A 23599-nucleotide genomic window follows, 5' to 3' on the forward strand; every position below is an offset into this window, starting at 1 on the left:
TGGAATCATTTTGAAATATCGGCAGTTACCGCGCAGAACTTGAGCAGAGGATGAACCAGATGTCGGAATTCTCGACCATAGTTGTAGGCGCTGGCCTGGATGGCCAGCCCGTGAGCCAAGCGATGCGCCTGGCCAACCGTCACGGCCTGGTTGCCGGCGCCACAGGGACCGGCAAGACCGTGACCTTGCAGCACCTGGCGGAGGTGTTCAGCGATGCCGGCGTGGCGGTGTTCGCCGCCGATGTCAAAGGCGACCTGTGTGGCCTGGGCGCAGTCGGGGCGCCTCAGGGCAAGGTGGCCGAGCGCATTGCCGGGATGCCGTGGTTGCAGCACCGGCCCCAGGCCTACCCGGTGACCTTGTGGGATGTGGCTGGCCAATCGGGTCATCCGCTGCGTACCACCCTGAGCGAGATGGGCCCGCTGCTGCTGGGCAACCTGCTCGAACTCACCGACAGCCAGCAGGCGGCCTTGTACGCCGCGTTCAAGGTGGCCGACCGCGAAGGGTTGTTGCTGCTCGACCTCAAGGACCTCAAGGCGTTGCTGGCGCACCTCAAGGACAACCCGCAACTGCTGGGCGAGGACAGCGCGCTGATGACCAGCGCCTCGACCCAGGCGCTGTTGCGCCGGTTGGCCACCCTGGAGCAGCAAGGCGCCGAGGCCTTGTTCGGCGAGCCTGCGCTGCAACTGGAGGACCTGCTGCACCCGGACCGCGACGGCCGGGGGCGCATCCACCTGCTCGACGCCAGCCGCCTGGTGCACGAGGCGCCCAAAGTCTACGCGACCTTCCTGCTGTGGCTGCTGGCCGAGCTGTTCGAGCAATTGCCCGAGCGTGGCGACGCCGATAAACCGGTGCTGGCGCTGTTCTTCGACGAGGCGCACCTGCTGTTCAACGGCACGCCGAAGGCCTTGCAGGATCGCCTGGAGCAGGTGGTGCGGCTGATCCGCTCCAAGGGCGTGGGGGTGTACTTCGTCACCCAGTCGCCCGGGGATCTGCCCGACAGCGTGCTGGCCCAGCTGGGCTTGCGCATTCAGCACGGGTTGCGCGCTTTCACGGCGAAAGAGCAGAAGTCGCTGCGTGCGGTGGCCGATGGCTTCCGCCCCAACCCGGCGTTTGACAGCCTGACGGTGTTGACCGAACTGGGTATCGGTGAAGCGCTGGTGGGCACGTTGGAAGAAAAGGGCACCCCGGCCATGGTCCAGCGGGTGCTGATTGCGCCACCGCAGTCGCGGATCGGGCCGTTGAGTGCGGCCGAGCGCAGCGCGTTGATCGCGGCGTCACCGCTGGCGGGGCGTTATGACAAGCCGATCGACCGTGAGTCGGCCTATGAAATGCTTACCCAGCGCAAGGGCGAGCCGGTCGAGCCGGCGCCGCAGGCCAAGGCCGATGACGACAGTTTTGCCGACAAGGCCGGGGAGTTCCTGCAAAGCGCGGCGGGGCAGGCGATCAAATCGGCGGTGCGCCAGGCTGCCAACCAGTTGGGGCGGCAGTTGGTGCGCGGGTTGATGGGGTCGTTGCTGGGGGGCAAGAAACGTTGAGACATAGGGGCTGCAACGCAGCCCCAGTCCATCATCACAGCCGAGGGTAATCGATGTACCCCACCGGCCCGCCTCCATAGAACGTCTCCGGATGCGGCGCATTCAACGGCGCATCCGTCGCCAGCCGCGCTGGCAGGTCAGGGTTGGCGATGAACGGTATGCCAAAAGCCACCGCATCGGCCCGGCCACTGGCCAGGGCGGCATTGGCGCCGGCCTTGTCGAAGCGCTCGTTGACGATGTACGCGCCACCGAACGCCTGCTTGATCAGGGGGCCGATGCTGTCGTCGGCTTCCTTCTCCCGCGAGCAGATGAAGGCGATGCCGCGCTTGCCCAGCTCCCGGGCCACATAGGCGAAGGTCTCGGCACGGTCGGCGTCGCCCATGTCATGAGCGTCGGCACGCGGTGCCAGGTGCACGCCAACCCGGCCGGCGCCCCACACCTCGATGACCGCATCAGTCACTTCCAGCAGCAGGCGTGCGCGATTCTCCAGCGAGCCGCCATAGCGGTCGGTGCGCTGGTTGGTGCTGCTTTGCAGGAACTGGTCGAGCAGGTAGCCATTGGCGCCGTGGATCTCCACACCGTCGAAGCCGGCGGCCTTGGCGTTCTCGGCGCCGCTGCGATAAGCCTCGACGATGTCGGCGATCTCTTCGGTTTCCAGGGCGCGCGGGGTGGGGTAGTCGCTCAGCGGCCGCACCAGGCTGACATGGCCCTTGGGCTGGATGGCGCTGGGGGCCACCGGCAGCTCACCGTTCAGGTATGACGGGTGGGAGATCCGCCCGACATGCCACAGTTGCAGGAAGATCCGCCCGCCGGCGCCATGGATGGCCTTGGTGACGTTGTGCCAGCCGCGCACCTGCTCGTCGTTCCAGATACCCGGGGTGTCGGGGTAGCCGACACCCATTGGGGTAACCGAGGTCGCCTCGCTGAGGATCAGCCCGGCGCTGGCGCGTTGCACGTAGTACTCGGCCATCAGCGCGTTGGGCACGCGGCCTTCATCGGCGCGGCAGCGGGTCAGCGGGGCCATGATGATGCGGTTGGGCAGTTCCAGGTCGCCCAGTTTGATGGGGTCGAACAGCGTGGTCATACAGGTTGCCTCGCAGCTTTCAATTGGAAACCGGGGCCAGTTCGGCGTCATTGCCGCGCTGGCTGAAGGTGATCAGGGTGACGATCAACGCCAGTACCGCCAGGGCCGCTGCGGCCAGGGGCACGCGGGTCAGGCCGAAGCCGTGGGCGATGACGCTGCCGCCGACCCAGGCGCCCAGGGCGTTGCCCAGGTTGAAGGCGCCGATATTCAGGGTGGAGACCAGGTTCGGTGCAGCCTTGCCGTAGGTGACCACGTTCACTTGCAAGGCCGGCACGGCGGCGAACGCCGCGGTGGCCCAGAGGAACAAGGTGATCTCGGCCGGCACCACGGCGGTGCTGGTCCAGCTCAGCACGGTGGACACCACGGCCATGCTGGCGAACACGCCCATCAGCGTGGCGCCCAGGCGCCGGTCGGCGAGTTTGCCGCCGACGATATTGCCCAGGGTCAGGCCCACACCGATCAGCAGCAGGGTCCAGGTCACCCCACGTGGCGACACACCGGTGACATCGCCCAGCAGCGGCGCGACGTAGGTGAACAGGGCGAACATCGAGGCCGAGAACAGCACGGTCATGCTCAACGACAGCCAGATGCCGGCGCCTTTGAGCGCGCCCAGTTCGGCGCGCATGTCGACGCTTGGCTCTTCTGCTTGGCGCGGCAGGTAGCGCAGCAAACCGATCAGCGCCACCACGCCGATACCGGTCACCGCCCAGAAGGTCGAGCGCCAGCCAGCGACCTGGCCCAGCGCGGTACCCAGCGGCACGCCCAGCACGTTGGCCAGGGTCAGGCCGGTGAACATCAGCGCCACCGCCGAGGCGCGGCGGTTGGCCGGCACCAGGCTGGCAGCCACCACCGAACCGATGCCAAAGAAAGCACCGTGGCACAGCGCGGTGACCACCCGGGCGAACATCAACAGGTTGTAGTCGGCGGCCACTGCGCACAGCAGGTTGCCGACGATGAACACGCCCATCAGCGCCACCAGTGCGGCCTTGCGTGGCAGGCGGGCGGTGGCCAGGGCCATGAACGGTGCGCCGATGGCCACGCCCAGGGCGTAGCCGGTCACCAGCCAGCCGGCACCGGGGATGCTCACCCCCAGGTCCTGCGCGACATCGGGCAACAGGCCCATGATGACGAACTCGGTGGTGCCGATGGCGAAGGCGCTGAGCGCCAGGATCAGTAATGAAAGGGGCATGGCATGGTCCTTTTCAGAGCTCTTGGCTCATCTGCGCGAGGAACGCCTGGATGGTGGCCTCGTTGCGTTTGAAGAAGTGCCATTGGCCGATCTTCTGGCTGCTGATCAGGCCGGCGCGCTGCAGGGTCGCCAGGTGGGCCGAGACGGTCGACTGCGACAGGCCGCAGCGTTGGTCGATCTGCCCGGCACACACACCGTGCTCGGTGCTGTGGTGCTGGTCGGGGAACTGCGCAGCCGGGTCCTTCAGCCAGGTGAGGATTTCTCGCCGTACCGGGTGGGACAGGGCTTTTATTATTTCGTCGAGATCGAGTGGCATGGTTGGGCTCACGGTGTGTAGCGTTATATCGCGATGTGGCGAAATATAAATCGGTATTTCGCGATATACAAATATGAAAGGGTTCTGAGCTGAGCGTGAATCGCTATATCGGGTTATGACGATATAGGTGGGCGCAATGCTAGACTGGCGCCATGAACTACCTCGCACACCTGCACCTGGGCGGCCCGGCGCCGCAACAACTGCTTGGCAGCCTGTACGGCGATTTCGTCAAGGGCGCGCTCGAGGGCCGTTTCCCGCCCGAACTGGAAGCCGCGATCCGGCTGCATCGGCAGATCGACAGCTACACCGACAGCCACCCGCTGGTGCTGGCGGCGCTGGCGCGTTTCCCCCGTGAGCGCAGGCGTTTTGCCGGGATCGTGCTGGATGTGTTCTTCGACCATTGCCTGGCGCGGCATTGGGGGGAGTATGCGGCTGTGCCGCTGGCGCAGTTCACCGGGGACTTCTATCGGGTGCTGCTGGCCGAGCCACAGTTGCCCGGGCGGCTGGCGCGAATCGCGCCGTTCATGGCGGCCGATGACTGGCTGGGAGCGTATGGCGATTTCGCCACGCTCGAGCAGGTGTTTGGCGGGATTGCCCGGCGGCTGTCCCGGCCGGAAGGGCTGCACGGCGTGATGGACGAACTGGAGCGGCTGTATGAACCGCTGCTGGCGGATTTTCGCGCGTTCTATCCACAGTTGCAGGCCTTTGCCGCTGCCGAGCGTTAGGCTACCCGCTCCTCGCATTGTGCTTCACGCTGCATGGACTCCAGGTTGCGCTCGATGGTCTCGCAGATGGTGTCCATGGGGATCTGGTGCTCGCTGACGCGGAACGGGCTCTGCAAGTCCGTGCCGATACGCTCGATCGCCAGCAACATGAAGCCCACCACGGTCGACGCCAGCGGGGTGAACCAGCCCAGCGACTCCACCAGCCCGACCGGGACGATCAGGCAGAACAGGGTGATGAACAGCCGCGGGAAGTACACGTAGGGGTAGGGCAGTGGCGTGTTGGCGATCCGCTCCATGCCGCCTTGCGCGTTCGAAAGGTCGACCAGCGTCGACTCCAGGCGCGCCAGGCGAATGCTGTCCAGGCGCCCGGCCTGGTATTCAAGGGCCAGCAATGCCGCCGAACCGCCGAGAATGTCGTTGGCGAAGTTGTTCGAGCGGTTGCGCCGCTCGAACTCGGCGGGCGGAATGAAGGCCATCAGCTCGTCCGGGCACTGTTCGTTCTTCAGGTGCGCCGCCAGGCAGTTCACATAGGCCACATGACGGCGCAGCAAGGTGGCCTTCACCGGGTTCAAGCCATCCGCCGGATCGTCGATCAGGGTCAGCACCTGCCGTGCAAAGCTGCGTGAGCTATTGACCAGCGCACCCCACAACGTGCGTGCCTCCCACCAGCGGTTGTAGGCGCTGCTGTTCCTGAAACTCACCAGCACCACCAGCGCCGAGCCCAGCAGGGTCAGCGGGATCAGGGGCAGGCTGAACTTGCTGTTGAAGAACAGCATGAAGTCGATGGTGACCAGCACGTCCCAGATCAACAGCCAGAACAGCGACCAGCCGATGTAGCCGAAGGTCTTGACCACCAGGCGGTACTTGCGGGCGAGCAGGGCTTTCACGTTGTGGGAACCTCGAAAAGGCGATGCAGGTTCCGACGCCGGAGAATGGGCGAGGTTCGGTGTGATTCGTCGCAGGGTGTAACAGGCCATGTGCTCACGACTTGCCGGCGCCACCGTACCCACCTGTGGGGGCGGGCTTGTCCGCGATGAGCTGCAAGGCAGCCCCAGCCCAGGCGATGCCGAGCCCCAGTGAGTAGCCGAGACCTCAGCCCAGCAACTGTTTCATCTGCACCAACGCCACCCGCCGGCCATCTGGCGCCTGCCGTTCCTCGATCCCGAAGGGTAAAAAGCCCAGCTGTGGATAAAGCAGCAAGCCCGCCGTGTTGTGGTTGAAGCACGACACCCAGACTTCCTTGGCCATGAACTGTTCGCGGGCCAGTGCGATCATGCTGTGCACTAGATGGCGGGCGACGCCCTTGCCACGTGCGGCAGGGGCCACTACCACGTTGCCCAAGGCACAGATGCCGCCCACTTCGGCTTTATAGAAGTTGGCGAAGCCCAGGATCACGCCGTCTTTCTCGACCACGGTGGAGCCACTGCGCTGGTCGATGGCTTCGCTCAATTGCGCGGGTGTCAGGGGGTAGGTGGCCTTGGGGAACATGTAGAACAGCTCGTCCGGGCCTTGGGGGAAGCAGCAGATGGCGGGGATGTCGGTAGGGCGGACGGGGCGATGGGTGAACGGCATGGTGGGCTTCTTCCGTAAAGTGTCGGACCAGCTTAGCCTTGCCTGAACATCCGTGGTGCTCGTTCACACAGTAACAAGTTGCGTGAGCTCTATTTGGGCTCTATTTGGGCTCAATTTGAGCTCGATTGAGCTGAATGCTCGTGATGCCAACTCAACCATTCCTACCCCACCAGTGCCATGCAGTGGTGTTGTCTTGACCGGCACTTCGCTGGCAAGCCAGCTTGACACACAGATTTTATGGGCGATGTATGCCTGTGACAGAGGCGATGCCCGCCTTGGTGCATGTCTTACATCATGCACAGCGGCAACAGCGCCACCTCGATTCCGCGTCGTACAAACAAGGCGGACAGTGAAGACCTCACAGGCATCACTGGCCCGAAACAAACGGTGGGAGCCGGCTTGCCGGCGATGCGCCGCGCGGGCGGCGCTCGATCTCATGGGCGCTGCAGAAACATCGGCGGACACCTGGTGGCCCTCATGCAAGATTCCGGCATGCGCCTGGCGACCCTTGCCCAGGCCTGATCACTCAGGGGGCGGCGGAGCCTGGCACGGGCTGCGCCCGTGTTCGCGGGCAAGCCCGCTCCCACAGGGATCGCGCCAGGTCTTTAAGTTGTGAGCAAGGCAGTTGCTCCCACCCTGACCGCGTAATTCTCAAGACTTGAGGTGTGCCTGCGGGAGCCGGCGATGACGCCATTGCAGGTCATACACCACAGATTGCTCTAATCGAAGACGGCGCCGCTCGTACGCAACAGGCACATTCTTCCAGGCACAAAAAAACCGACCATAAGGTCGGTTTTTTCTGGATCTTGGTGCCCCGAGGGAGACTCGAACTCCCACTCCTTTCGAAAACGGATTTTGAATCCGCCGCGTCTACCAATTCCGCCATCAGGGCTTGTGGCGCCGCAGTATAGAGAGGTCGCCTAGGGCGGTCAATCGGCTTTCATGGTCAATTTTCATGCATTGGGCTAAACTTCCCGGCCCTGTCGAACCGAACATCATCATGCGCGTCGCCGATTTCTCCTTCGAACTCCCAGACTCCCTCATCGCCCGCCACCCCCTGGCCGAGCGTCACGGCAGCCGCCTGCTCGTGCTCGACGGCCCCAGCGGGGCGCTGGCCCACCAGCAGTTCACCGACCTGCTCGACTACCTGCGCCCCGGCGACCTGATGGTGTTCAACAACACCCGGGTGATCCCGGCGCGGCTGTTTGGCCAGAAAGCCTCTGGCGGCAAGCTGGAAGTGCTGGTCGAGCGGGTGCTGGACAGCCACCGCGTGCTGGCCCATGTGCGTGCCAGCAAGGCGCCGAAAGAGGGCACGCAGATTCTCATCGACGGCGGCGGCGAAGCCGAGATGGTCGCCCGCCACGACACCCTGTTCGAGCTGCGCTTCAGCGAAGAGGTGCTGCCGTTGCTCGAACGCGTCGGCCATATGCCGCTGCCGCCGTATATCGACCGCCCCGACGAGGGCGCCGACCGCGAGCGCTACCAGACCGTCTACGCACAGCGCGCCGGTGCCGTGGCCGCGCCCACCGCCGGCCTGCACTTCGATGAGGCGCTGCTGGAAAAGATCGCCGCCAAGGGCGTGGAACGTGCCTTCGTCACCCTGCATGTGGGGGCGGGTACCTTCCAGCCGGTGCGGGTCGACAAGATCGAAGACCACACCATGCACAAAGAATGGCTCGAAGTGAGCCAGGACGTGGTCGACGCGGTCGAGGCCTGCCGCGCCCGTGGTGGCCGGGTGATCGCCGTGGGTACCACCAGCGTGCGTTCGCTGGAAAGCGCGGCGCGCGATGGCGTGCTCAAGGCGTTCAGCGGCGACACCGACATCTTCATCTTCCCGGGCCGGCCCTTCCATGTGGTCGATTGCCTGGTCACCAACTTCCACCTGCCGGAGTCCACGCTGCTGATGCTGGTCTCGGCCTTCGCCGGTTACCCCGAGACCATGGCCGCCTACCAGGCGGCGGTCGACAACGGTTACCGCTTCTTCAGTTACGGTGATGCCATGTTCATCACCCGCAATCCGGCGCCACGCGGCCCAGAGGATCAAGCATGAGTCGCACCTGTCGAATGTCGTTCGAACTACTGGCCACCGACGGCAAGGCCCGTCGTGGTCGGCTGACCTTCCCCCGTGGCACCGTGGAAACCCCGGCGTTCATGCCGGTGGGCACCTATGGCACGGTCAAGGGCATGCTGCCACGCGACATCGAGGCCATCGGCGCCGAGATCATCCTCGGCAACACCTTCCACCTGTGGCTGCGCCCGGGCACCGAGGTGATCAAGAAGCACAACGGCCTGCACGATTTCATGCAATGGAAAGGCCCTATCCTCACTGATTCCGGTGGTTTCCAGGTGTTCAGCCTGGGCGCCATGCGCAAGATCAAGGAGGAAGGGGTGACCTTCGCATCGCCCGTTGACGGCTCGAAAGTGTTCATGGGCCCTGAAGAGTCCATGCAGGTGCAGCGCGACCTGGGTTCGGACATCGTGATGATCTTCGACGAGTGCACGCCGTACCCGGCCGAGCACGATGTGGCGCGCACCTCGATGGAGCTGTCGCTGCGCTGGGCCCAGCGCTCGAAGAACGCCCACGGCGACAACACCGCGGCGCTGTTCGGTATCGTCCAGGGTGGCATGTATCAAGACCTGCGCATGCGCTCGCTGGAAGCGCTGGTCAACATCGACTTCGATGGCCTGGCCATCGGCGGCCTGTCGGTGGGCGAGCCCAAGCACGAGATGATCAAGGTGCTGGACTACCTGCCGGCGCAGATGCCGGCTGACAAACCTCGTTACCTTATGGGGGTAGGCAAGCCGGAAGATCTTGTAGAGGGTGTGCGCCGCGGCGTCGACATGTTCGACTGCGTGATGCCCACGCGCAATGCGCGCAACGGCCATCTGTTCATCGACACAGGGGTGATCAAGATCCGTAACGCGTTCCATCGCCACGATGATTCGCCGCTGGATCCGACCTGCGATTGCTACACCTGCACCAACTTCTCCCGCGCCTACCTGCACCACCTGGACAAGTGCGGCGAAATGTTGAGCAGCATGCTGAATACCATCCACAACTTGCGCCATTACCAGCGCTTGATGGCCGGTTTACGCGAGGCTATTCAACAGGGTAAATTGGCCGCCTTTGTCGACGCCTTCTACGCCAAGCGCGGGCTTCCCGTCCCGCCTTTGGACTGATTGTTCGCATCCATTATTAGAAAATTCCATTAGGAGAGCCCAATGAGCTTCTTTATCCCCGCCGCCTACGCGGACGCAGCAGCCCCCGCCGCCGGCCCAGCCGGTACCGGTTTCGAGTGGATCTTCCTGGTTGGTTTCCTGGTCATCTTCTACCTGATGATCTGGCGCCCGCAGGCCAAGCGCGCCAAAGAGCAGAAGAACCTGCTGAGCAACTTGCAAAAAGGTGACGAAGTTGTCACCAACGGCGGCATCGCTGGCAAGATCGTCAAGGTTGCCGATGACTTCGTGGTCCTGGAAGTGTCGGACAATGTCGAGCTGAAGTTCCAGAAGGGCGCCATTGCCGCGACCCTGCCAAAAGGTACGCTCAAGGCTATCTGAGTTACCGGTTTCATTTTTCCAGTCGGGGCGCGCAAAGCGCCCCGCGTCTTGAACGGGCGGCGTGATGCTGAACAAATACCCTCTGTGGAAATACCTGCTGATCGTGGTGGTACTGGCGGTCGGCTTCATTTATTCCGCACCCAACCTCTACCCGGATGACCCGGCGGTGCAGATCAGCGGCGCCAGCTCCGCGCTGCATGTCAGCCAGGCCGACCTCGATCGCGTCACCAAGGCGCTGACCGATGCCGGCATCACCGTCAAAGGCGGCAACCTGGGCGAGAAGGGCAGTGCGCTGGTGCGCCTGACCAACCAGGAAGACCAGCTGCCGGCCAAGGATGTGGCGCGCAAGACCTTGGGTGACGACTACGTCGTGGCCCTGAACCTGGCCCAGACCACCCCGCAGTGGCTGCGCAACCTGGGTGCCAGCCCGATGAAGCTGGGCCTGGACCTGTCCGGTGGTGTGCACTTCCTGCTGGAAGTGGACATGGACAAGGCCATGACCGCGCGCATGAAAGTCTACGAAGGTGAGGTCAAGACCCTCCTGCGCAAAGAGCGCATCCGCTACCGCAGCCTGCCTCAGCAGGATGGCGGCATCATGCTGGGCTTCGCTGACGATGCAACCCGCGAACAGGCTCGCAGCCTGATCCGCAAGAATTTCAATGATTTCGACCTGACCACCACCGAGCGCAGCGATATCGCCGTGCTGCGCCTGGCGCTCACCCAGGCCAAGGTCGCCGAGATCCGCGAATACTCCATCAAGCAGAACCTGACCACCGTTCGCAACCGGGTGAACGAGCTGGGTGTGGCCGAACCGCTGGTGCAGCGCCAGGGCGCCAACCGCATCGTGGTCGAGCTGCCGGGCGTGCAGGACACCGCCGAAGCCAAGCGTATCCTCGGCAAGACCGCCAACCTGGAGTTCCGCTTCGGTGCCGAGCCGGGCGCGTCCAAAGCCACCACCGAGGTGTTCGAGTTCCGCGAAGGCGGCCGCTCCGCCCCGGTAGAGCGCGGCCTGATCATCACCGGTGACCAGGTGACCGACGCCCAGGCCAGCTTCGATGAGCACGGTCGCCCGCAGGTGAACATCCGCCTCGACGGCCATGGTGGCGAGCTGATGAGCCGCGCCACCCGCAGCAACGTCGGGCGCAGCATGGCGGTGATCTTCATCGAGCAGAAGCCGATGACCCGCTACGAGAAGCAGACCGTCGGCGGCGTCGAAAAAGACGTGGCGATCCAGACTTTCAAGGAAGAGAAGAAGATCATCAGCCTGGCGACCATCCAGTCGCCGCTGGGCAGCCAGTTCCGCATCACCGGCCTGAACGGCCAGGGCGAGTCCTCCGAGCTGGCCCTGCTGCTGCGTGCCGGTGGCCTGGCCGCGCCGATGTACTTCGCTGAAGAACGCACCATCGGTCCGAGCCTGGGTGCCGACAACATCACCAAGGGTATCGATGCCTCGCTGTGGGGCATGCTGTTCGTGTCGCTGTTCATCATCGCCATCTACCGCGGTTTCGGCGTGCTGGCCACCATCGCCCTGGCGGGCAACATGGTCCTGCTGCTGGCGCTGATGTCGCTGCTGGGGGCCACGCTGACGCTGCCGGGTATCGCCGGTATCGTGTTGACCATGGGTATGGCGGTAGACGCCAACGTGCTGATCTTCTCGCGTATCCGCGAGGAAATCGCCGCCGGCATGTCGGTGCAGCGCGCTATCCACGAAGGCTTCAACCGCGCCTACTCGGCGATCGTCGACGCCAACCTGACCACCCTGCTGGTCGGCGGCATCCTGTTCGCCATGGGCACCGGCCCGGTCAAAGGCTTCGCGGTCACCATGTCCCTCGGGATTTTCACCTCGATGTTCACCGCTGTAATGGTGACCCGTGCACTGGTCAACCTGACCTGCGGCGGGCGTGACATCAAGAAGCTGTGGGTTTGAGGGAGCTGCGATGAAAACCATCAATTTCATGGGCGTGCGCAATGTTGCGTTCGCCATTACCGTGCTCCTCACCGTGCTGGCCCTGTTCAGCTGGTGGCACAAGGGCCTGAACTTCGGCCTGGACTTCACCGGCGGTACGCTGATCGAGCTCACCTACGAGCGCCCGGCGGACCTGGAGAAGGTGCGTACCGAGCTGGTCAGCTCCGGCTTCCACGAGGCGGTGGTGCAGAGCTTTGGCGCCACCACCGACCTGCTGGTGCGCATGCCGGGCGATGACCCGCAACTGGGTAACCGTGTGGCCGAGGCGCTGCAGAAGATCGGCGGCGACAACCCGGCCACGGTCAAGCGTGTCGAGTTCGTCGGCCCGCAGGTGGGTGAAGAGCTGCGCGACCAGGGCGGCCTGGGCATGCTCCTCGCACTGGGTGGCATCCTTATCTACCTGGCGTTCCGCTTCCAGTGGAAGTTCGCGGTTGGTGCCATCATCTCGCTGATCCACGACGTGGTGGTCACCCTCGGTATCCTGTCGTTCTTCCAGATCACCTTCGACCTGACGGTGCTGGCGGCGGTGCTGGCGATCATCGGCTACTCGCTCAACGACACCATCGTCGTGTTCGACCGGGTGCGCGAAAACTTCCGCGTGCTGCGCAAGGCGTCGCTGATCGACAACATCAACATCTCGACCACCCAGACCTTGCTGCGTACCGTGGCGACGTCGGTGTCGACCTTGCTGGCGATCGCTGCGCTGCTGTTCTTCGGTGGCGACAACCTGTTCGGCTTCTCCCTGGCGCTGTTCATCGGTGTCATGGCAGGTACCTACTCGTCGATCTACATCGCCAACGTGGTGCTGATCTGGCTGAACCTGAGCAGCGAAGACCTGATCCCGCCGGCCAAGACCGACGGTGTGGACGAGCGGCCGTAAGCCATCGTCCCGCGCCGTTCGGCGCAAACAAAGGCGCGAGTGTTGAACTCGCGCCTTTTTTTTTGCTCCAAGGCTGGGAAGAAGGCGGGCTGGAACCCGCAAGGAAGATCAGGAGGTTCACGTGAACAAATCAATGCTGGTGGGTGCGGTACTGGGTGCTGTCGGTGTGACCGCCGGAGGTGCTGTGGCGACCTACAGCTTGGTGAACAAGGGGCCTGAATACGCCCAGGTCACCGACGTGCAGCCGATCAAGCAGCAGGTGAAGACACCGCGCGAGGTCTGCAAGGATGTCGCGGTCACGCGTCAGGCGCCGGTCAAGGACCAGCACCAGATCGCCGGTACCGTGGTCGGTGCCATCGCCGGTGGCCTGCTGGGCAACCAGATTGGTGGTGGCACCGGCAAGAAGATCGCTACCGTGGCGGGTGCCGTGGGTGGCGGTTATGCCGGTAACAAGGTGCAGGAAGGCATGCAGGAGCGTGACACCTATACCACCACGCAAACCCGCTGCAACACGGTCAATGACATCAGCGAGAAGGTGGTGGGCTACAACGTGACCTATTCCATTGGTGATCAGGTGGGCAAGGTGAAGATGGACCACGAGCCGGGCTCGACCATCCCGTTGGACAAGAATGGCAAGCTGGTGCTTGGGCAGAATCAGGCAGGGCAGTAAAAGCCGCGCTTCTAGCGCAGCGTCGTGGGAGCGGGCTTGCCCCGCGATAGCGTTCGGGCGGGCAGTGCGCAGTTTGCGTCGACGCCATCGCGGGGCAAGCCCGCTCCCACGGCAGTGCATCGAGCATAAAAAAAGCACCCCGTGGGGTGCTTTTTTTATGCTCGATGCACTGGGCGCTTAGCGCTTCATGTATTCCGGCAGGTGCGGCTGGATGGCGGTCAGCACGGCCTTGAAGCACTTGATGTTGCCGGCGACGATATGGCCCTTCTCGAGGAAGTCGTGGCCACCGTTGAAGTCGCTCACCAGGCCACCCGCTTCCTGGATCAGCAGCACGCCTGCGGCCATGTCCCACTCGGACAGGCCCGACTCCCAGAAGGCGTCGAAGCGGCCGGCGGCAACATAGGCGAGGTCCAGGCTGGCGGAGCCAGCGCGGCGGATGCCGGCGGTCTGGCCGGTCAGTGCGCGGAACATGCCCAGGTAGTTGTCCATGTCAGCCATCTGGTTGTCACGGAACGGGAAACCGGTGCCCAGCAGGGCGCCTTCCAGGCTGGTGCGCGAGCTGACGCGCAGGCGACGGCCATTGACCTGGGCGCCGCGGCCACGGCTGGCGGTGAATTCTTCCTGGCGCACCGGGTCGACAATTACCGCGTGCTCGAGGCGGCCACGGTATTTACAAGCGATGCTGACGGCGAAGTGAGGAATGCCACGCAGGAAGTTGGTGGTGCCATCGAGCGGGTCGATGATCCACAGGTAGTCCTTGCCTTCTTCACCGGAGCCGGCGTGCAGGCCGGTCTCTTCACCCTGGATGGAGTGGTTCGGGTAGGCCTTGCGCAGGGCCTCTACGATGACCTTCTCAGCGGCGCGATCGACCTCGGACACGTAGTCCTTGGCCTGCTTTTCGTCGACTTTGATGCTATCCAGGCGTTCGATGGAGCGGAAAATCAGTTCACTGGCGCTGCGAGCGGCGCGCAGGGCGATATTCAGCATAGGCTGCATGGGCGTTTCACCTGGGGATGTTAAAGAGGAAAGCCGCATAGTCTATCAGAATTCCGCGACGGCAGAAGGGTGAGATGCGCATTCGTGGCGTTACGCCCGTCGGTTCTGTAAGATCGATTGCCCCTTCCTCTGTATCCGTGAGCTCAACACCTTGTTGCAGAATATTCGTGTTGTTCTGGTCAATACCAGCCACCCCGGCAACATCGGCGGCGCTGCGCGTGCCATGAAAAACATGGGCCTGTCGCGCCTGGTGCTGGTGCAGCCAAAAGAGTTCCCGTCTGGCGATGCCACCGCGCGCGCCTCGGGCGCCGACGACATCCTGGCCAACGTCCAGGTCGTCGACAGCCTCGAAGACGCGCTGGTCGGTTGCAGCCTGGTCATGGGCACCAGCGCCCGTGAACGCAGCATCCCCTGGCCGCTGATCGACCCGCGCGAGTGCGGGGCCAAGGCCGTGGAGCACGCCCGTGGCGGCGAAGAGATCGCCCTGGTGTTCGGCCGCGAACACGCCGGTCTGACCAACGAAGAACTGCAACGATGTCACTTCCACGTGCACATTCCTTCGAACCCCGACTTCAGTTCGCTGAATTTGGCTGCCGCTGTCCAGGTGCTCGCCTATGAGGTGCGCATGGCCTGGCTAGCCGCCGAGGGCGAGCCCTCGAAAGTCGAGAAGTTCGATGCCAACTCGCTGCGCAGCAACGAGCTGGCGACCATGGACGAAATGGAGCTGTTCTACGAGCACCTGGAGAAGACGCTCGTGGACATCGGCTTCCTCGACCCCGAGAAGCCCAAGCACCTGATGCCGCGCCTGCGCCGGCTGTATGGGCGCAGCTCGGTCAATCGTTCGGAAATGAGCATTTTGCGCGGCATCCTCACCGAGACCCAGAAAGTCGTCCGGGGCGAGCCGCATAAACGGAAGGACTGAAAGATGTTCGAGCGTCTGCGTGAAGATATCCAGAGCGTTTTCCATCGTGACCCGGCGGCGCGCAACGCCTTTGAAGTACTGACCTGCTACCCGGGCATGCATGCCATCTGGCTGCACCGCCTGGGCAACGCATTGTGGAAGCGTGACTTCAAATGGCTGGCGCGCCTGGTGTCGAACTTCGGTCGCTGGATGACCGGTATCGAGATCCATCCCGGCGCGACTATCGGCCGGCGCTTCTTCATCGACCATGGCATGGGCATCGTCATTGGCGAGACCGCCGAGATCGGTGACGACGTCACGCTGTACCAGGGTGTGACGTTGGGCGGCACCAGCTGGAACAAAGGCAAGCGTCATCCGACCCTGGAAAACGGCGTGGTGGTGGGGGCGGGTGCGAAAGTGCTGGGCCCGTTCACCGTCGGCGCTGGCGCCAAGATCGGCTCCAATGCCGTGGTGACCAAGGCGGTGCCGGCCGGTGCCACCGCGGTGGGCATTCCCGGGCGGATCATCGTTAAGAGCGAGGATGATGCCGTCGAAGCCAAGCGCAAGGCCATGGCCGAGAAGATCGGCTTCGACGCCTACGGTGTCAGCGGCGACATGCCCGACCCGGTGGCTCGCGCCATCGGCCAGATGCTCGACCACCTGCAGGCAGTCGACGAGCGCCTGGAGGGGATGTGTGGGGCGCTGACCAGGATGGGCAGTGACTACTGTGCCAAGGACCTGCCGGCGCTGCCCGACGACGATTTCGCCGAGGCCTGCGCCAAAGCCAAGCAAGGCGACACCCAGGCGCACTGATCGCGCCGGCCCGACACAAGGGGCGTGTGCTCACGCCCCTTGTCTGCTACACTCGCGGCCGCCTCCCGCATGCATACCCGACTAAAGCACTAGGTCTTATAGTTGACTTAAATGCTCGGGAATCGCATACTCGCACACATCCTGTAACTCCCGTGGTACCCATACGCCATGCGACTGACTACCAAAGGCCGATACGCCGTGACCGCCATGCTCGACCTGGCGTTGCACGCGCAGCATGGGCCGGTGTCTTTGGCCGATATTTCCGAGCGCCAGGGCATTTCCCTCTCTTATCTGGAGCAGCTGTTCGCCAAGCTGCGCCGCAGCAGCCTGGTATCCAGCGTTCGCGGCCCGGGCGGCGGCTACCAGCTGTCGCGGGGCATGGAAACCATCCAGGTGGCCCAGGTCATCGATGCGGTCAACGAATCGGTCGATGCCACCCGTTGCCAGGGGCTGGGGGATTGCCACGCCGGTGATACCTGCCTGACTCACCACCTGTGGTGCGACCTGAGCCAGCAAATCCACGAATTCCTCAGCGGCATCAGCCTGGCCGACCTCGTCATGCGCCGTGAGGTGCAGGAAGTCGCCCAGCGTCAGGACCTGCGCCGTGTCGCCGGTCGTACCGCCCAGCTGGACAAGATTGAGACGTCCGCCGTCGACTGACATGCAGCGATAAGCGGCGCCAACGCCTGATAGGAGATACTCAATGAAGTTGCCGATCTACCTCGATTACTCCGCGACCACCCCGGTCGATCCCCGCGTCGCCCAGAAGATGGCCGACTGCCTGCTGGTCGACGGGAACTTCGGTAACCCGGCCTCGCGTTCCCACGTGTTCGGCTGGAAAGCCGAAGAAGCCGTCGAGAACGGCCGTCGCCAGGTCGCCGAGCTGATCAACGCCGACCCGCGCGAGATCGTCTGGACCAGCGGTGCCACCGAGTCCGACAACCTGGCGTTGAAGGGCGTTGCGCACTTCTATCAGACCAAGGGCAAGCACATCATCACCTCCAAGATCGAGCACAAGGCGGTCCTGGACACCGCTCGCCAGCTCGAGCGTGAAGGTTTCGAAGTCACCTACCTGGAACCGGGCGAAGACGGCATCGTCACCCCCGCCATGGTCGAAGCCGCCCTGCGCGACGACACCATCCTGGTCTCGCTGATGCACGTGAACAACGAAGTCGGCTCGATCAACGACATCGCCGCCATCGGTGAACTGACCCGCGCGCGCGGCGTGCTGTTCCACGTCGATGCCGCACAGTCGGCCGGCAAGGTCGAGATCGACCTGCAAAAGCTGAAAGTCGACCTGATGTCGTTCTCGGCGCACAAGGTCTATGGCCCCAAGGGTATCGGCGCGCTGTACGTCAGCCGCAAGCCGCGTGTACGCCTGGAAGCCATCATTCACGGCGGTGGCCATGAGCGCGGCATGCGTTCGGGCACCCTGCCGACCCACCAGATCGTCGGCATGGGCGAAGCCTTCGCTATTGCCAAGCAGGAAATGGCCAGCGAGAACGCACGCATCAAGGCCCTGAGCGACCGCTTCTTCAAGCAGGTCTCGGACCTCGAAGAGCTGTACGTCAACGGCAGCCAGACCGCCCGCGTGCCGCACAACCTGAACCTGAGCTTCAACTACGTCGAAGGCGAGTCGCTGCTGATGTCGCTCAAGGACATCGCCGTTTCGTCCGGTTCGGCCTGCACCTCCGCATCCCTCGAGCCGTCCTACGTCCTGCGCGCCCTGGGCCGCAACGACGAACTGGCGCACAGCTCGATCCGCTTCTCCTTCGGCCGCTTCACCAGCGAAGAAGAAGTTGACTACGCCGCGCAGAAAGTCTGCGAGGCGGTGAACAAGCTGCGCGAATTGTCGCCGCTGTGGGACATGTACAAAGACGGCGTCGACATCTCCAAGATCGAGTGGGCCGCCCACTAAGCAGTCGCCGGCAAGAGCGGCTCCCTGATGAGGAAGGAATTGCACCATGGCATACAGTGAAAAGGTCATCGACCACTACGAAAACCCACGCAACGTCGGCAAGATGAACGCCGAGGACCCGGATGTCGGTACCGGCATGGTCGGCGCCCCTGCGTGCGGTGACGTGATGCGTCTGCAGATCAAGGTCAACGAGCAAGGCATCATCGAAGACGCCAAGTTCAAGACCTACGGCTGCGGTTCGGCCATCGCCTCCAGCTCCCTCGCCACCGAGTGGATGAAGGGCAAAACGCTCGACGAGGCCGAGACCATCAAGAACACCCAGCTGGCTGAAGAGCTGGCGCTGCCGCCGGTCAAGATCCACTGCTCCGTGCTCGCCGAAGACGCCATCAAGGCTGCCGTTCGCGACTACAAGCAGAAGAAAGGCTTGATCTAAGCCGCCTGACGCAAGGTAAGGAGTTCCGATGGCTATCAGCATGACAGAAGCCGCCGCCAACCACATTCGCCGCTCCCTCGACGGGCGCGGCAAGGGTGAGGGTATTCGCCTGGGCGTGCGCACCACCGGCTGCTCGGGCCTGGCCTACGTGCTGGAGTTCGTCGACGAGCTGGCCGAAGAAGACCAGGTGTTCGAAAACCATGGCGTGAAGGTCATCATCGACCCGAAAAGCCTGGTGTATCTGGACGGCACCGAGCTGGACTTCGTCAAGGAAGGGTTGAACGAAGGCTTCAAGTTCAACAACCCCAACGTGCGCGGTGAATGTGGCTGCGGCGAAAGCTTCAACGTTTGAGGCTGGCCGTGGGTACTCCTTGTCATTACGCACTGTTTGACCTGCAACCGAGCTTTCGCCTGGACCTCGACAAACTGGCCACTCGCTACCGCGAGCTGGCCCGCGAGGTCCATCCGGATCGCTTCGCCGATGCCTCCGAGCGCGAGCAGCGCGTAGCCCTGGAAAAGTCGGCGGCCCTCAACGACGCCTACCAGACCTTGCGCAGCGCACCGCGCCGTGCCCGTTACCTGCTGGCCATCGGTGGCCATGAAGTGCCCCAGGAAGTCACCGTGCACGACCCGGGCTTCCTGTTGCAGCAGATGCAGTGGCGCGAAGAGCTCGAAGAGCTGCAGGACGAAGCCGACCTCGACGGCGTGGCCGTGTTCAAGAAACGGCTCAAGGCCGCCCAGGACACGCTCAACGACGATTTCGCCGCCTGCTGGGATGTTGCAGCCGAGCGCGAACAGGCCGAGCGCCTGATGCGCCGCATGCAATTCCTCGACAAGCTCGCCCAAGAAGTGCGCCAACTCGAAGAGCGCCTCGACGATTAACCCCGGCATCGCCCGTGACGACGCCTAAGGTACTCAGATAAGCATGGCCCTACTGCAGATCGCCGAACCCGGTCAGAGCCCCCAGCCGCACCAGCGCCGCCTGGCGGTGGGCATCGACCTGGGCACCACCAATTCTCTCGTCGCCGCCGTGCGCAGCGGGCGCAGCGAACCGCTGCCCGATGCCCAGGGCCGGGTCATCCTGCCCTCCGCGGTGCGCTACCTGGCTAACGGTATCGATGTGGGGCTGAGCGCGCGCGAGGCTGCGCCCAGCGACCCGCTCAACACCATCGTCTCGGTCAAGCGCCTGATGGGGCGTGGCCTGGCGGACGTCAAGCAGCTCGGCGAGCAGTTGCCGTACCGCTTCGTCGGTGGTGAGTCGCACATGCCGTTCATCGACACCGTCCAGGGGCCGAAGAGCCCAGTGGAAGTGTCGGCCGACATCCTCAAGGTGCTGCGTACCCGTGCCGAAGAGACCCTCGGCGGTGAGCTGGTAGGCGCGGTGATCACTGTCCCTGCGTATTTCGACGACGCCCAGCGCCAGGCCACCAAGGACGCCGCCAAGTTGGCCGGCCTCAATGTGCTGCGCCTGCTCAATGAGCCAACCGCTGCTGCCGTAGCCTATGGCCTGGACCAGAACGCCGAAGGCGTCGTGGCGATCTTCGACCTGGGTGGCGGCACCTTCGATATTTCCATCCTGCGCCTGACCGCTGGCGTCTTCGAAGTCCTGGCCACCGGTGGCGACACCGCCCTGGGGGGCGACGATTTCGACCACGCCATTGCTGGCTGGATCATCGAGCAGGCCGGGCTGTCCGCCGATCTCGACCCCGCCACTCAGCGCCTGCTGCTGCAAACCGCCTGCGCGGCCAAGGAAGCCTTGACCGATGCTGATGTAGTCAGCGTTCAGCATGGCGCCTGGCAAGGCGAACTGACCCGCGCCGCCTTCGAGGCGATGATCGAGCCGATGATTGCCCGCAGTCTCAAGGCCTGCCGCCGCGCCGTGCGCGACAGCGGTATCGAGCTGGAGGAGGTGGGTGCGGTGGTGATGGTCGGCGGTTCTACCCGTGTGCCGCGTGTGCGCGAAGCCGTTGGCACGCTGTTTGGCCGTTCTCCGCTGACTTCCATCGACCCGGACCAGGTGGTCGCCATTGGCGCCGCCATCCAGGCCGACACCCTGGCCGGCAACCGCCGTGAAGGCGGCGAGCTGTTGCTGCTCGACGTCATCCCGCTGTCGCTCGGCCTTGAGACCATGGGCGGGCTGATGGAAAAGGTGATCCCGCGCAACACCACCATTCCGGTGGCCCGCGCCCAGGAATTCACTACTTATAAAGACGGCCAGTCGGCCATGATGATCCACGTGCTGCAGGGCGAGCGCGAGCTGATCAGCGACTGCCGCTCGCTGGCCCGTTTCGAGCTGCGCGGCATCCCGGCCATGGTCGCCGGTGCGGCGAAGATCCGCGTGACCTTCCAGGTCGACGCCGATGGCCTGCTCAGCGTCGCCGCCCGCGAGCTGGGTTCGGGCGTGGAGTCGAGCATCCAGGTCAAGCCATCCTATGGCCTGACCGACGGTGAGATCGCCCGCATGCTCAAGGATTCCTTCGAGCACGCAGGCTCCGACAAGCAGGCGCGCCAGTTGCGCGAGCACCAGGTCGACGGCGAGCGCCTGCTCGAAGCGGTACAGGGCGCCCTGGACGCCGATGGCGAGCGCCTGCTCAGCAGCGACGAGCGCGAAGCCATTGAATTCCAGATGCAGGAACTACGTGATTTGCTGACCGGCACCGATGGCCCAGCCATCGAGCAACAGACCAAGCGTCTGTCGCAGGTGACCGATGCATTTGCCGCCCGTCGCCTTGATTCGACGGTCAAAGCCGCACTGGCCGGGCGCAACCTGAATGAGATCGAGGAGTAACCGATGCCGCTGGTGACATTCCTGCCGCATGAAAAATTCTGCCCCGAGGGGCTGACCGTGGAAGTGCCGGCCGGGACCAACATCCTGGAACTGGCCCACGACCATCACATCGAGATGGAAAGCGCCTGCGGCGGCGTCAAGGCCTGCACCACCTGCCACTGCATCGTGCGCAAGGGCTTCGACTCGCTCGAAGAGGCCGACGAGCTGGAAGAAGACATGCTGGACAAGGCGTGGGGCCTGGAAGCGCAGTCGCGCCTGGGCTGCCAGGTGGTGGTGGCCGATGAAGACCTCACCATCGAGATCCCCAAGTACTCGCTCAACCACGCCGCCGAAGCGCCGCACTGAGGTATTTCGCATGAGCTTGAAATGGATTGATGTACTTGAGATCGCCATCCAGCTTGCCGAAAGCAAGCCTGAGGTCGATCCTCGTTACGTGAATTTCGTCGATCTGCACCGCTGGGTGCTGGCACTGCCCGAGTTCAGCGACGATCCGTCGCGTGGCGGCGAGAAAGTGCTCGAGGCCATCCAGGCGGCCTGGATCGAAGAAGCCGACTGAGCGCACGCTGCAGGTTAGGCAATCCCCTGGAACCCGCGTATAATTCGCGGGTTTAATTTTTCGCAACACTCATATTTCTGGAGTTTTCCATGGCTGTTCAACGTACTTTCTCGATCATCAAGCCTGACGCCGTCGCCAAAAACGTCATCGGCAAGATCACCACTCGCTTCGAAGAAGCTGGCCTGAAAATCGTCGCTTCGAAAATCAAGCAGCTGTCCAAGGCCGAAGCCGAAGGCTTCTACGCCGAGCACAGCGCTCGTGGTTTCTTCGGTGACCTGGTTGCCTTCATGACTTCCGGCCCGGTCGTCGTTCAGGTTCTGGAAGGCGAAAACGCCATCGCTCTGAACCGTGAGCTGATGGGCGCCACCAACCCTAAAGAAGCTGCTGCCGGCACCATCCGCGCCGACTTCGCCGAGTCGATCGACGCCAACGCCGTTCACGGTTCGGACTCCGAAGCTGCTGCTGCTCGCGAAATCGCTTACTTCTTCGCTGCTACCGAGGTAACCACTCGCTAAGCGAAAGCTTACGGGTGAGGGTGAATCCATGACGACATCTACTGGCAAGATCAACCTGCTGGGGCTGACCCTGGCGGAAATGGAACAGTTCTTCGACTCAATCGGGGAGAAGCGCTTCCGCGCCGGTCAGGTGATGAAATGGATTCACCATTTTGGCGTCGATGATTTCGCCGCCATGACCAATGTCGGCAAGGTCTTGCGCGAAAAGCTCGAGGCCGTTGCCGAGATTCGGGGCCCGGAAGTGGTCAGTGAAGACATTTCCGCCGACGGCACCCGTAAATGGGTGGTCCGCGTTGCCTCCGGCAGCTGCGTCGAGACCGTCTACATCCCCACCGATGACCGCGGTACGCTGTGCGTATCGTCGCAAGCCGGCTGTGCCCTGGACTGCAGCTTCTGCTCCACCGGCAAGCAAGGCTTCAACAGCAACCTCACCGCCGCCGAAGTGATCGGCCAGGTGTGGCTTGCGAACAAATCCTTCGGGACCGTCCCCGCCAAGATCGACCGCGCCATCACCAACGTGGTCATGATGGGCATGGGCGAGCCCTTGCTGAATTTCGATAATGTCATCGCCGCCATGAAGATCATGATGGAAGATCTGGGCTATGGCATCTCCAAACGCCGCGTCACGCTTTCGACCTCAGGCGTAGTGCCGATGATCGATGAGCTGGCCAAGCACATCGACGTGTCGCTGGCGCTGTCGCTGCACGCCCCCAACGACGAACTGCGCAACCAGCTGGTACCGATCAACAAGAAGTACCCGCTGAAGATGCTGCTGGAGTCGTGCATGGGCTACATGTCCACGCTCGGCGGCAAGCGTGTGCTCACCATCGAGTACACCCTGCTCAAGGACGTCAACGACCAGCCCGAGCACGCTGCACAGATGATCGAGCTGCTGCGCGACGTGCCATGCAAGATCAACCTGATCCCGTTCAACCCGTTCCCGCGCTCGGGCTACGAGCGGCCGAGCAACAACGCCATCCGTCGCTTCCAGGACCTGCTGCACCACGGCGGCTTCAACGTCACCACCCGCACCACCCGCGGTGACGACATCGATGCCGCCTGCGGCCAGCTGGTCGGGCAGGTCAACGACCGCACCCGCCGCAGCGAACGCTACATCGCCGTGCGCCAGCTTGCCGCCGACGAGCCGCAAGACAGCGCCGCGCGCCCCTGACGAGCAGCCGCCC

The 23599-nt window shown here is 63.6% G+C and carries 26 protein-coding genes and 1 tRNA gene; 20 read left to right on the forward strand and 7 right to left on the reverse strand.

Annotation, left to right across the window (positions count from 1 at the left end; translation table 11 throughout):
* Positions 1-59: 59 nt before the first annotated feature.
* On the forward strand, positions 60-1535 hold the full coding sequence (locus IX761_RS07375; RefSeq protein ID WP_194789055.1) for a helicase HerA-like domain-containing protein: 1476 nt from the start codon (positions 60-62) through the stop codon (positions 1533-1535).
* A 34-nt stretch (positions 1536-1569) separates the two neighbouring features.
* Here the strand turns inward: IX761_RS07375 and IX761_RS07380 are convergent, their stop codons facing one another.
* Genes IX761_RS07380 through IX761_RS07390 form a run of 3 tightly spaced genes read right to left on the reverse strand, consistent with a single transcriptional unit; the run spans position 1570 to position 4124 of the window.
* A complete protein-coding gene (locus IX761_RS07380; RefSeq protein ID WP_194788960.1) occupies positions 1570-2619 on the reverse strand; it encodes an alkene reductase in 1050 nt (349 codons plus the stop codon).
* A 19-nt stretch (positions 2620-2638) separates the two neighbouring features.
* Positions 2639-3808, reverse strand: coding sequence for an MFS transporter (locus tag IX761_RS07385; protein WP_194788961.1), 1170 nt, complete (start codon positions 3806-3808; stop codon positions 2639-2641).
* A gap of 13 nt (positions 3809-3821) precedes the next feature.
* Positions 3822-4124, reverse strand: coding sequence for an ArsR/SmtB family transcription factor (locus IX761_RS07390; protein WP_194788962.1), 303 nt, complete (start codon positions 4122-4124; stop codon positions 3822-3824).
* 152 nt (positions 4125-4276) lie between these two features.
* On the opposite strand from IX761_RS07390, the gene IX761_RS07395 reads away from it, so the two are divergent.
* Entirely contained in the window at positions 4277-4849 is a 573-nt protein-coding gene (locus IX761_RS07395) for an ACP phosphodiesterase (protein ID WP_194788963.1), read from the forward strand.
* On the opposite strand, the gene IX761_RS07400 is transcribed toward IX761_RS07395, so the two are convergent.
* The 3 genes from IX761_RS07400 to IX761_RS07410 form a co-directional block, all read right to left on the reverse strand.
* The gene (locus tag IX761_RS07400; RefSeq protein WP_194788964.1) at positions 4846-5736 is read right to left on the reverse strand and encodes a bestrophin family protein; all 891 of its coding nucleotides are present in this window, start codon (positions 5734-5736) and stop codon (positions 4846-4848) included. The genes IX761_RS07395 and IX761_RS07400 overlap by 4 nt on opposite strands.
* Positions 5737-5941: 205 nt before the next feature.
* Entirely contained in the window at positions 5942-6421 is a 480-nt protein-coding gene (locus IX761_RS07405; RefSeq protein WP_194788965.1) for a GNAT family N-acetyltransferase, read from the reverse strand.
* A gap of 807 nt (positions 6422-7228) precedes the next feature.
* Positions 7229-7313 (reverse strand) — tRNA-Leu (locus tag IX761_RS07410).
* Between the two features lie 108 nt (positions 7314-7421).
* Between IX761_RS07410 and queA the strand changes: the two genes are divergently transcribed.
* The 6 genes from queA to IX761_RS07440 all read left to right on the forward strand — a co-directional run bounded on the left by queA (position 7422) and on the right by IX761_RS07440 (position 13495).
* Positions 7422-8471 carry a tRNA preQ1(34) S-adenosylmethionine ribosyltransferase-isomerase QueA gene (gene queA, locus IX761_RS07415; protein ID WP_194788966.1) on the forward strand — a complete coding sequence of 350 codons (1050 nt, stop codon included), beginning with the start codon at positions 7422-7424 and terminating at the stop codon, positions 8469-8471.
* A 14-nt stretch (positions 8472-8485) separates the two neighbouring features.
* Positions 8486-9601 carry a tRNA guanosine(34) transglycosylase Tgt gene (tgt, locus tag IX761_RS07420; protein ID WP_186554297.1) on the forward strand — a complete coding sequence of 372 codons (1116 nt, stop codon included), beginning with the start codon at positions 8486-8488 and terminating at the stop codon, positions 9599-9601.
* Positions 9602-9643: 42 nt separating this feature from the next.
* Positions 9644-9979 carry a preprotein translocase subunit YajC gene (gene yajC / locus IX761_RS07425; RefSeq protein WP_023629280.1) on the forward strand — a complete coding sequence of 112 codons (336 nt, stop codon included), beginning with the start codon at positions 9644-9646 and terminating at the stop codon, positions 9977-9979.
* A gap of 64 nt (positions 9980-10043) precedes the next feature.
* Positions 10044-11906 carry a protein translocase subunit SecD gene (gene secD, locus IX761_RS07430; protein ID WP_194788967.1) on the forward strand — a complete coding sequence of 621 codons (1863 nt, stop codon included), beginning with the start codon at positions 10044-10046 and terminating at the stop codon, positions 11904-11906.
* 10 nt (positions 11907-11916) lie between these two features.
* A complete protein-coding gene (secF, locus tag IX761_RS07435) occupies positions 11917-12825 on the forward strand; it encodes a protein translocase subunit SecF (RefSeq protein WP_194788968.1) in 909 nt (302 codons plus the stop codon).
* Between the two features lie 121 nt (positions 12826-12946).
* Positions 12947-13495 carry a glycine zipper 2TM domain-containing protein gene (locus IX761_RS07440; protein WP_194788969.1) on the forward strand — a complete coding sequence of 183 codons (549 nt, stop codon included), beginning with the start codon at positions 12947-12949 and terminating at the stop codon, positions 13493-13495.
* A gap of 177 nt (positions 13496-13672) precedes the next feature.
* Here the strand turns inward: IX761_RS07440 and suhB are convergent, their stop codons facing one another.
* Entirely contained in the window at positions 13673-14491 is an 819-nt protein-coding gene (gene suhB, locus IX761_RS07445) for an inositol-phosphate phosphatase (RefSeq protein WP_194788970.1), read from the reverse strand.
* 151 nt (positions 14492-14642) lie between these two features.
* On the opposite strand from suhB, the gene trmJ reads away from it, so the two are divergent.
* The 12 genes from trmJ to rlmN all read left to right on the forward strand — a co-directional run bounded on the left by trmJ (position 14643) and on the right by rlmN (position 23586).
* On the forward strand, positions 14643-15413 hold the full coding sequence (gene trmJ, locus IX761_RS07450) for a tRNA (cytosine(32)/uridine(32)-2'-O)-methyltransferase TrmJ (RefSeq protein ID WP_194788971.1): 771 nt from the start codon (positions 14643-14645) through the stop codon (positions 15411-15413).
* Positions 15414-15416: 3 nt separating this feature from the next.
* Complete coding sequence (gene cysE / locus IX761_RS07455) at positions 15417-16205, forward strand: serine O-acetyltransferase (protein WP_194788972.1); 789 nt, start codon at positions 15417-15419, stop codon at positions 16203-16205.
* A gap of 168 nt (positions 16206-16373) precedes the next feature.
* Positions 16374-16865: a Fe-S cluster assembly transcriptional regulator IscR gene (gene iscR / locus IX761_RS07460; RefSeq protein WP_008092572.1), complete on the forward strand. Its 492-nt coding sequence runs from the start codon at positions 16374-16376 to the stop codon at positions 16863-16865.
* Positions 16866-16908: 43 nt separating this feature from the next.
* Positions 16909-18123, forward strand: a complete 1215-nt coding sequence (locus IX761_RS07465) for an IscS subfamily cysteine desulfurase (protein WP_194788973.1) — start codon at positions 16909-16911, stop codon at positions 18121-18123.
* Positions 18124-18169: 46 nt separating this feature from the next.
* On the forward strand, positions 18170-18556 hold the full coding sequence (gene iscU, locus IX761_RS07470; protein ID WP_007929523.1) for a Fe-S cluster assembly scaffold IscU: 387 nt from the start codon (positions 18170-18172) through the stop codon (positions 18554-18556).
* A 28-nt stretch (positions 18557-18584) separates the two neighbouring features.
* Positions 18585-18908: an iron-sulfur cluster assembly protein IscA gene (iscA, locus tag IX761_RS07475; RefSeq protein ID WP_011532338.1), complete on the forward strand. Its 324-nt coding sequence runs from the start codon at positions 18585-18587 to the stop codon at positions 18906-18908.
* 8 nt (positions 18909-18916) lie between these two features.
* Positions 18917-19438 carry a co-chaperone HscB gene (gene hscB, locus IX761_RS07480; protein ID WP_194788974.1) on the forward strand — a complete coding sequence of 174 codons (522 nt, stop codon included), beginning with the start codon at positions 18917-18919 and terminating at the stop codon, positions 19436-19438.
* Positions 19439-19481: 43 nt separating this feature from the next.
* Positions 19482-21344, forward strand: coding sequence for a Fe-S protein assembly chaperone HscA (gene hscA, locus IX761_RS07485; RefSeq protein ID WP_194788975.1), 1863 nt, complete (start codon positions 19482-19484; stop codon positions 21342-21344).
* A 3-nt stretch (positions 21345-21347) separates the two neighbouring features.
* Complete coding sequence (gene fdx, locus IX761_RS07490) at positions 21348-21689, forward strand: ISC system 2Fe-2S type ferredoxin (protein WP_110735783.1); 342 nt, start codon at positions 21348-21350, stop codon at positions 21687-21689.
* Between the two features lie 10 nt (positions 21690-21699).
* A complete protein-coding gene (gene iscX / locus IX761_RS07495; RefSeq protein WP_003257859.1) occupies positions 21700-21900 on the forward strand; it encodes a Fe-S cluster assembly protein IscX in 201 nt (66 codons plus the stop codon).
* Between the two features lie 89 nt (positions 21901-21989).
* A complete protein-coding gene (gene ndk / locus IX761_RS07500) occupies positions 21990-22415 on the forward strand; it encodes a nucleoside-diphosphate kinase (protein ID WP_008092560.1) in 426 nt (141 codons plus the stop codon).
* Between the two features lie 28 nt (positions 22416-22443).
* Complete coding sequence (gene rlmN / locus IX761_RS07505; RefSeq protein WP_194788976.1) at positions 22444-23586, forward strand: 23S rRNA (adenine(2503)-C(2))-methyltransferase RlmN; 1143 nt, start codon at positions 22444-22446, stop codon at positions 23584-23586.
* Positions 23587-23599 lie beyond the last annotated feature (13 nt).

It is taken from the genome of Pseudomonas sp. UFMG81 (assembly GCF_015354575.1).
Taxonomy (GTDB): domain Bacteria; phylum Pseudomonadota; class Gammaproteobacteria; order Pseudomonadales; family Pseudomonadaceae; genus Aquipseudomonas.

Excerpts from the sequence above, each read along its gene's own strand:
- IX761_RS07375 (WP_194789055.1), top strand. The coding sequence starts at position 60 with ATGTCGGAATTCTCGACCATAGTTGTAGGCGCTGGCCTGGATGGCCAG.
- IX761_RS07380 (WP_194788960.1), bottom strand. The coding sequence starts at position 2,619 with ATGACCACGCTGTTCGACCCCATCAAACTGGGCGACCTGGAACTGCCC.
- IX761_RS07385 (WP_194788961.1), bottom strand. The coding sequence starts at position 3,808 with ATGCCCCTTTCATTACTGATCCTGGCGCTCAGCGCCTTCGCCATCGGC.
- IX761_RS07390 (WP_194788962.1), bottom strand. The coding sequence starts at position 4,124 with ATGCCACTCGATCTCGACGAAATAATAAAAGCCCTGTCCCACCCGGTA.
- IX761_RS07395 (WP_194788963.1), top strand. The coding sequence starts at position 4,277 with ATGAACTACCTCGCACACCTGCACCTGGGCGGCCCGGCGCCGCAACAA.
- IX761_RS07405 (WP_194788965.1), bottom strand. The coding sequence starts at position 6,421 with ATGCCGTTCACCCATCGCCCCGTCCGCCCTACCGACATCCCCGCCATC.
- queA (WP_194788966.1), top strand. The coding sequence starts at position 7,422 with ATGCGCGTCGCCGATTTCTCCTTCGAACTCCCAGACTCCCTCATCGCC.
- tgt (WP_186554297.1), top strand. The coding sequence starts at position 8,486 with ATGTCGTTCGAACTACTGGCCACCGACGGCAAGGCCCGTCGTGGTCGG.
- yajC (WP_023629280.1), top strand. The coding sequence starts at position 9,644 with ATGAGCTTCTTTATCCCCGCCGCCTACGCGGACGCAGCAGCCCCCGCC.
- secD (WP_194788967.1), top strand. The coding sequence starts at position 10,044 with ATGCTGAACAAATACCCTCTGTGGAAATACCTGCTGATCGTGGTGGTA.
- secF (WP_194788968.1), top strand. The coding sequence starts at position 11,917 with ATGAAAACCATCAATTTCATGGGCGTGCGCAATGTTGCGTTCGCCATT.
- suhB (WP_194788970.1), bottom strand. The coding sequence starts at position 14,491 with ATGCAGCCTATGCTGAATATCGCCCTGCGCGCCGCTCGCAGCGCCAGT.
- cysE (WP_194788972.1), top strand. The coding sequence starts at position 15,417 with ATGTTCGAGCGTCTGCGTGAAGATATCCAGAGCGTTTTCCATCGTGAC.
- iscR (WP_008092572.1), top strand. The coding sequence starts at position 16,374 with ATGCGACTGACTACCAAAGGCCGATACGCCGTGACCGCCATGCTCGAC.
- IX761_RS07465 (WP_194788973.1), top strand. The coding sequence starts at position 16,909 with ATGAAGTTGCCGATCTACCTCGATTACTCCGCGACCACCCCGGTCGAT.
- iscU (WP_007929523.1), top strand. The coding sequence starts at position 18,170 with ATGGCATACAGTGAAAAGGTCATCGACCACTACGAAAACCCACGCAAC.
- iscA (WP_011532338.1), top strand. The coding sequence starts at position 18,585 with ATGGCTATCAGCATGACAGAAGCCGCCGCCAACCACATTCGCCGCTCC.
- hscA (WP_194788975.1), top strand. The coding sequence starts at position 19,482 with ATGGCCCTACTGCAGATCGCCGAACCCGGTCAGAGCCCCCAGCCGCAC.
- fdx (WP_110735783.1), top strand. The coding sequence starts at position 21,348 with ATGCCGCTGGTGACATTCCTGCCGCATGAAAAATTCTGCCCCGAGGGG.
- iscX (WP_003257859.1), top strand. The coding sequence starts at position 21,700 with ATGAGCTTGAAATGGATTGATGTACTTGAGATCGCCATCCAGCTTGCC.
- ndk (WP_008092560.1), top strand. The coding sequence starts at position 21,990 with ATGGCTGTTCAACGTACTTTCTCGATCATCAAGCCTGACGCCGTCGCC.
- rlmN (WP_194788976.1), top strand. The coding sequence starts at position 22,444 with ATGACGACATCTACTGGCAAGATCAACCTGCTGGGGCTGACCCTGGCG.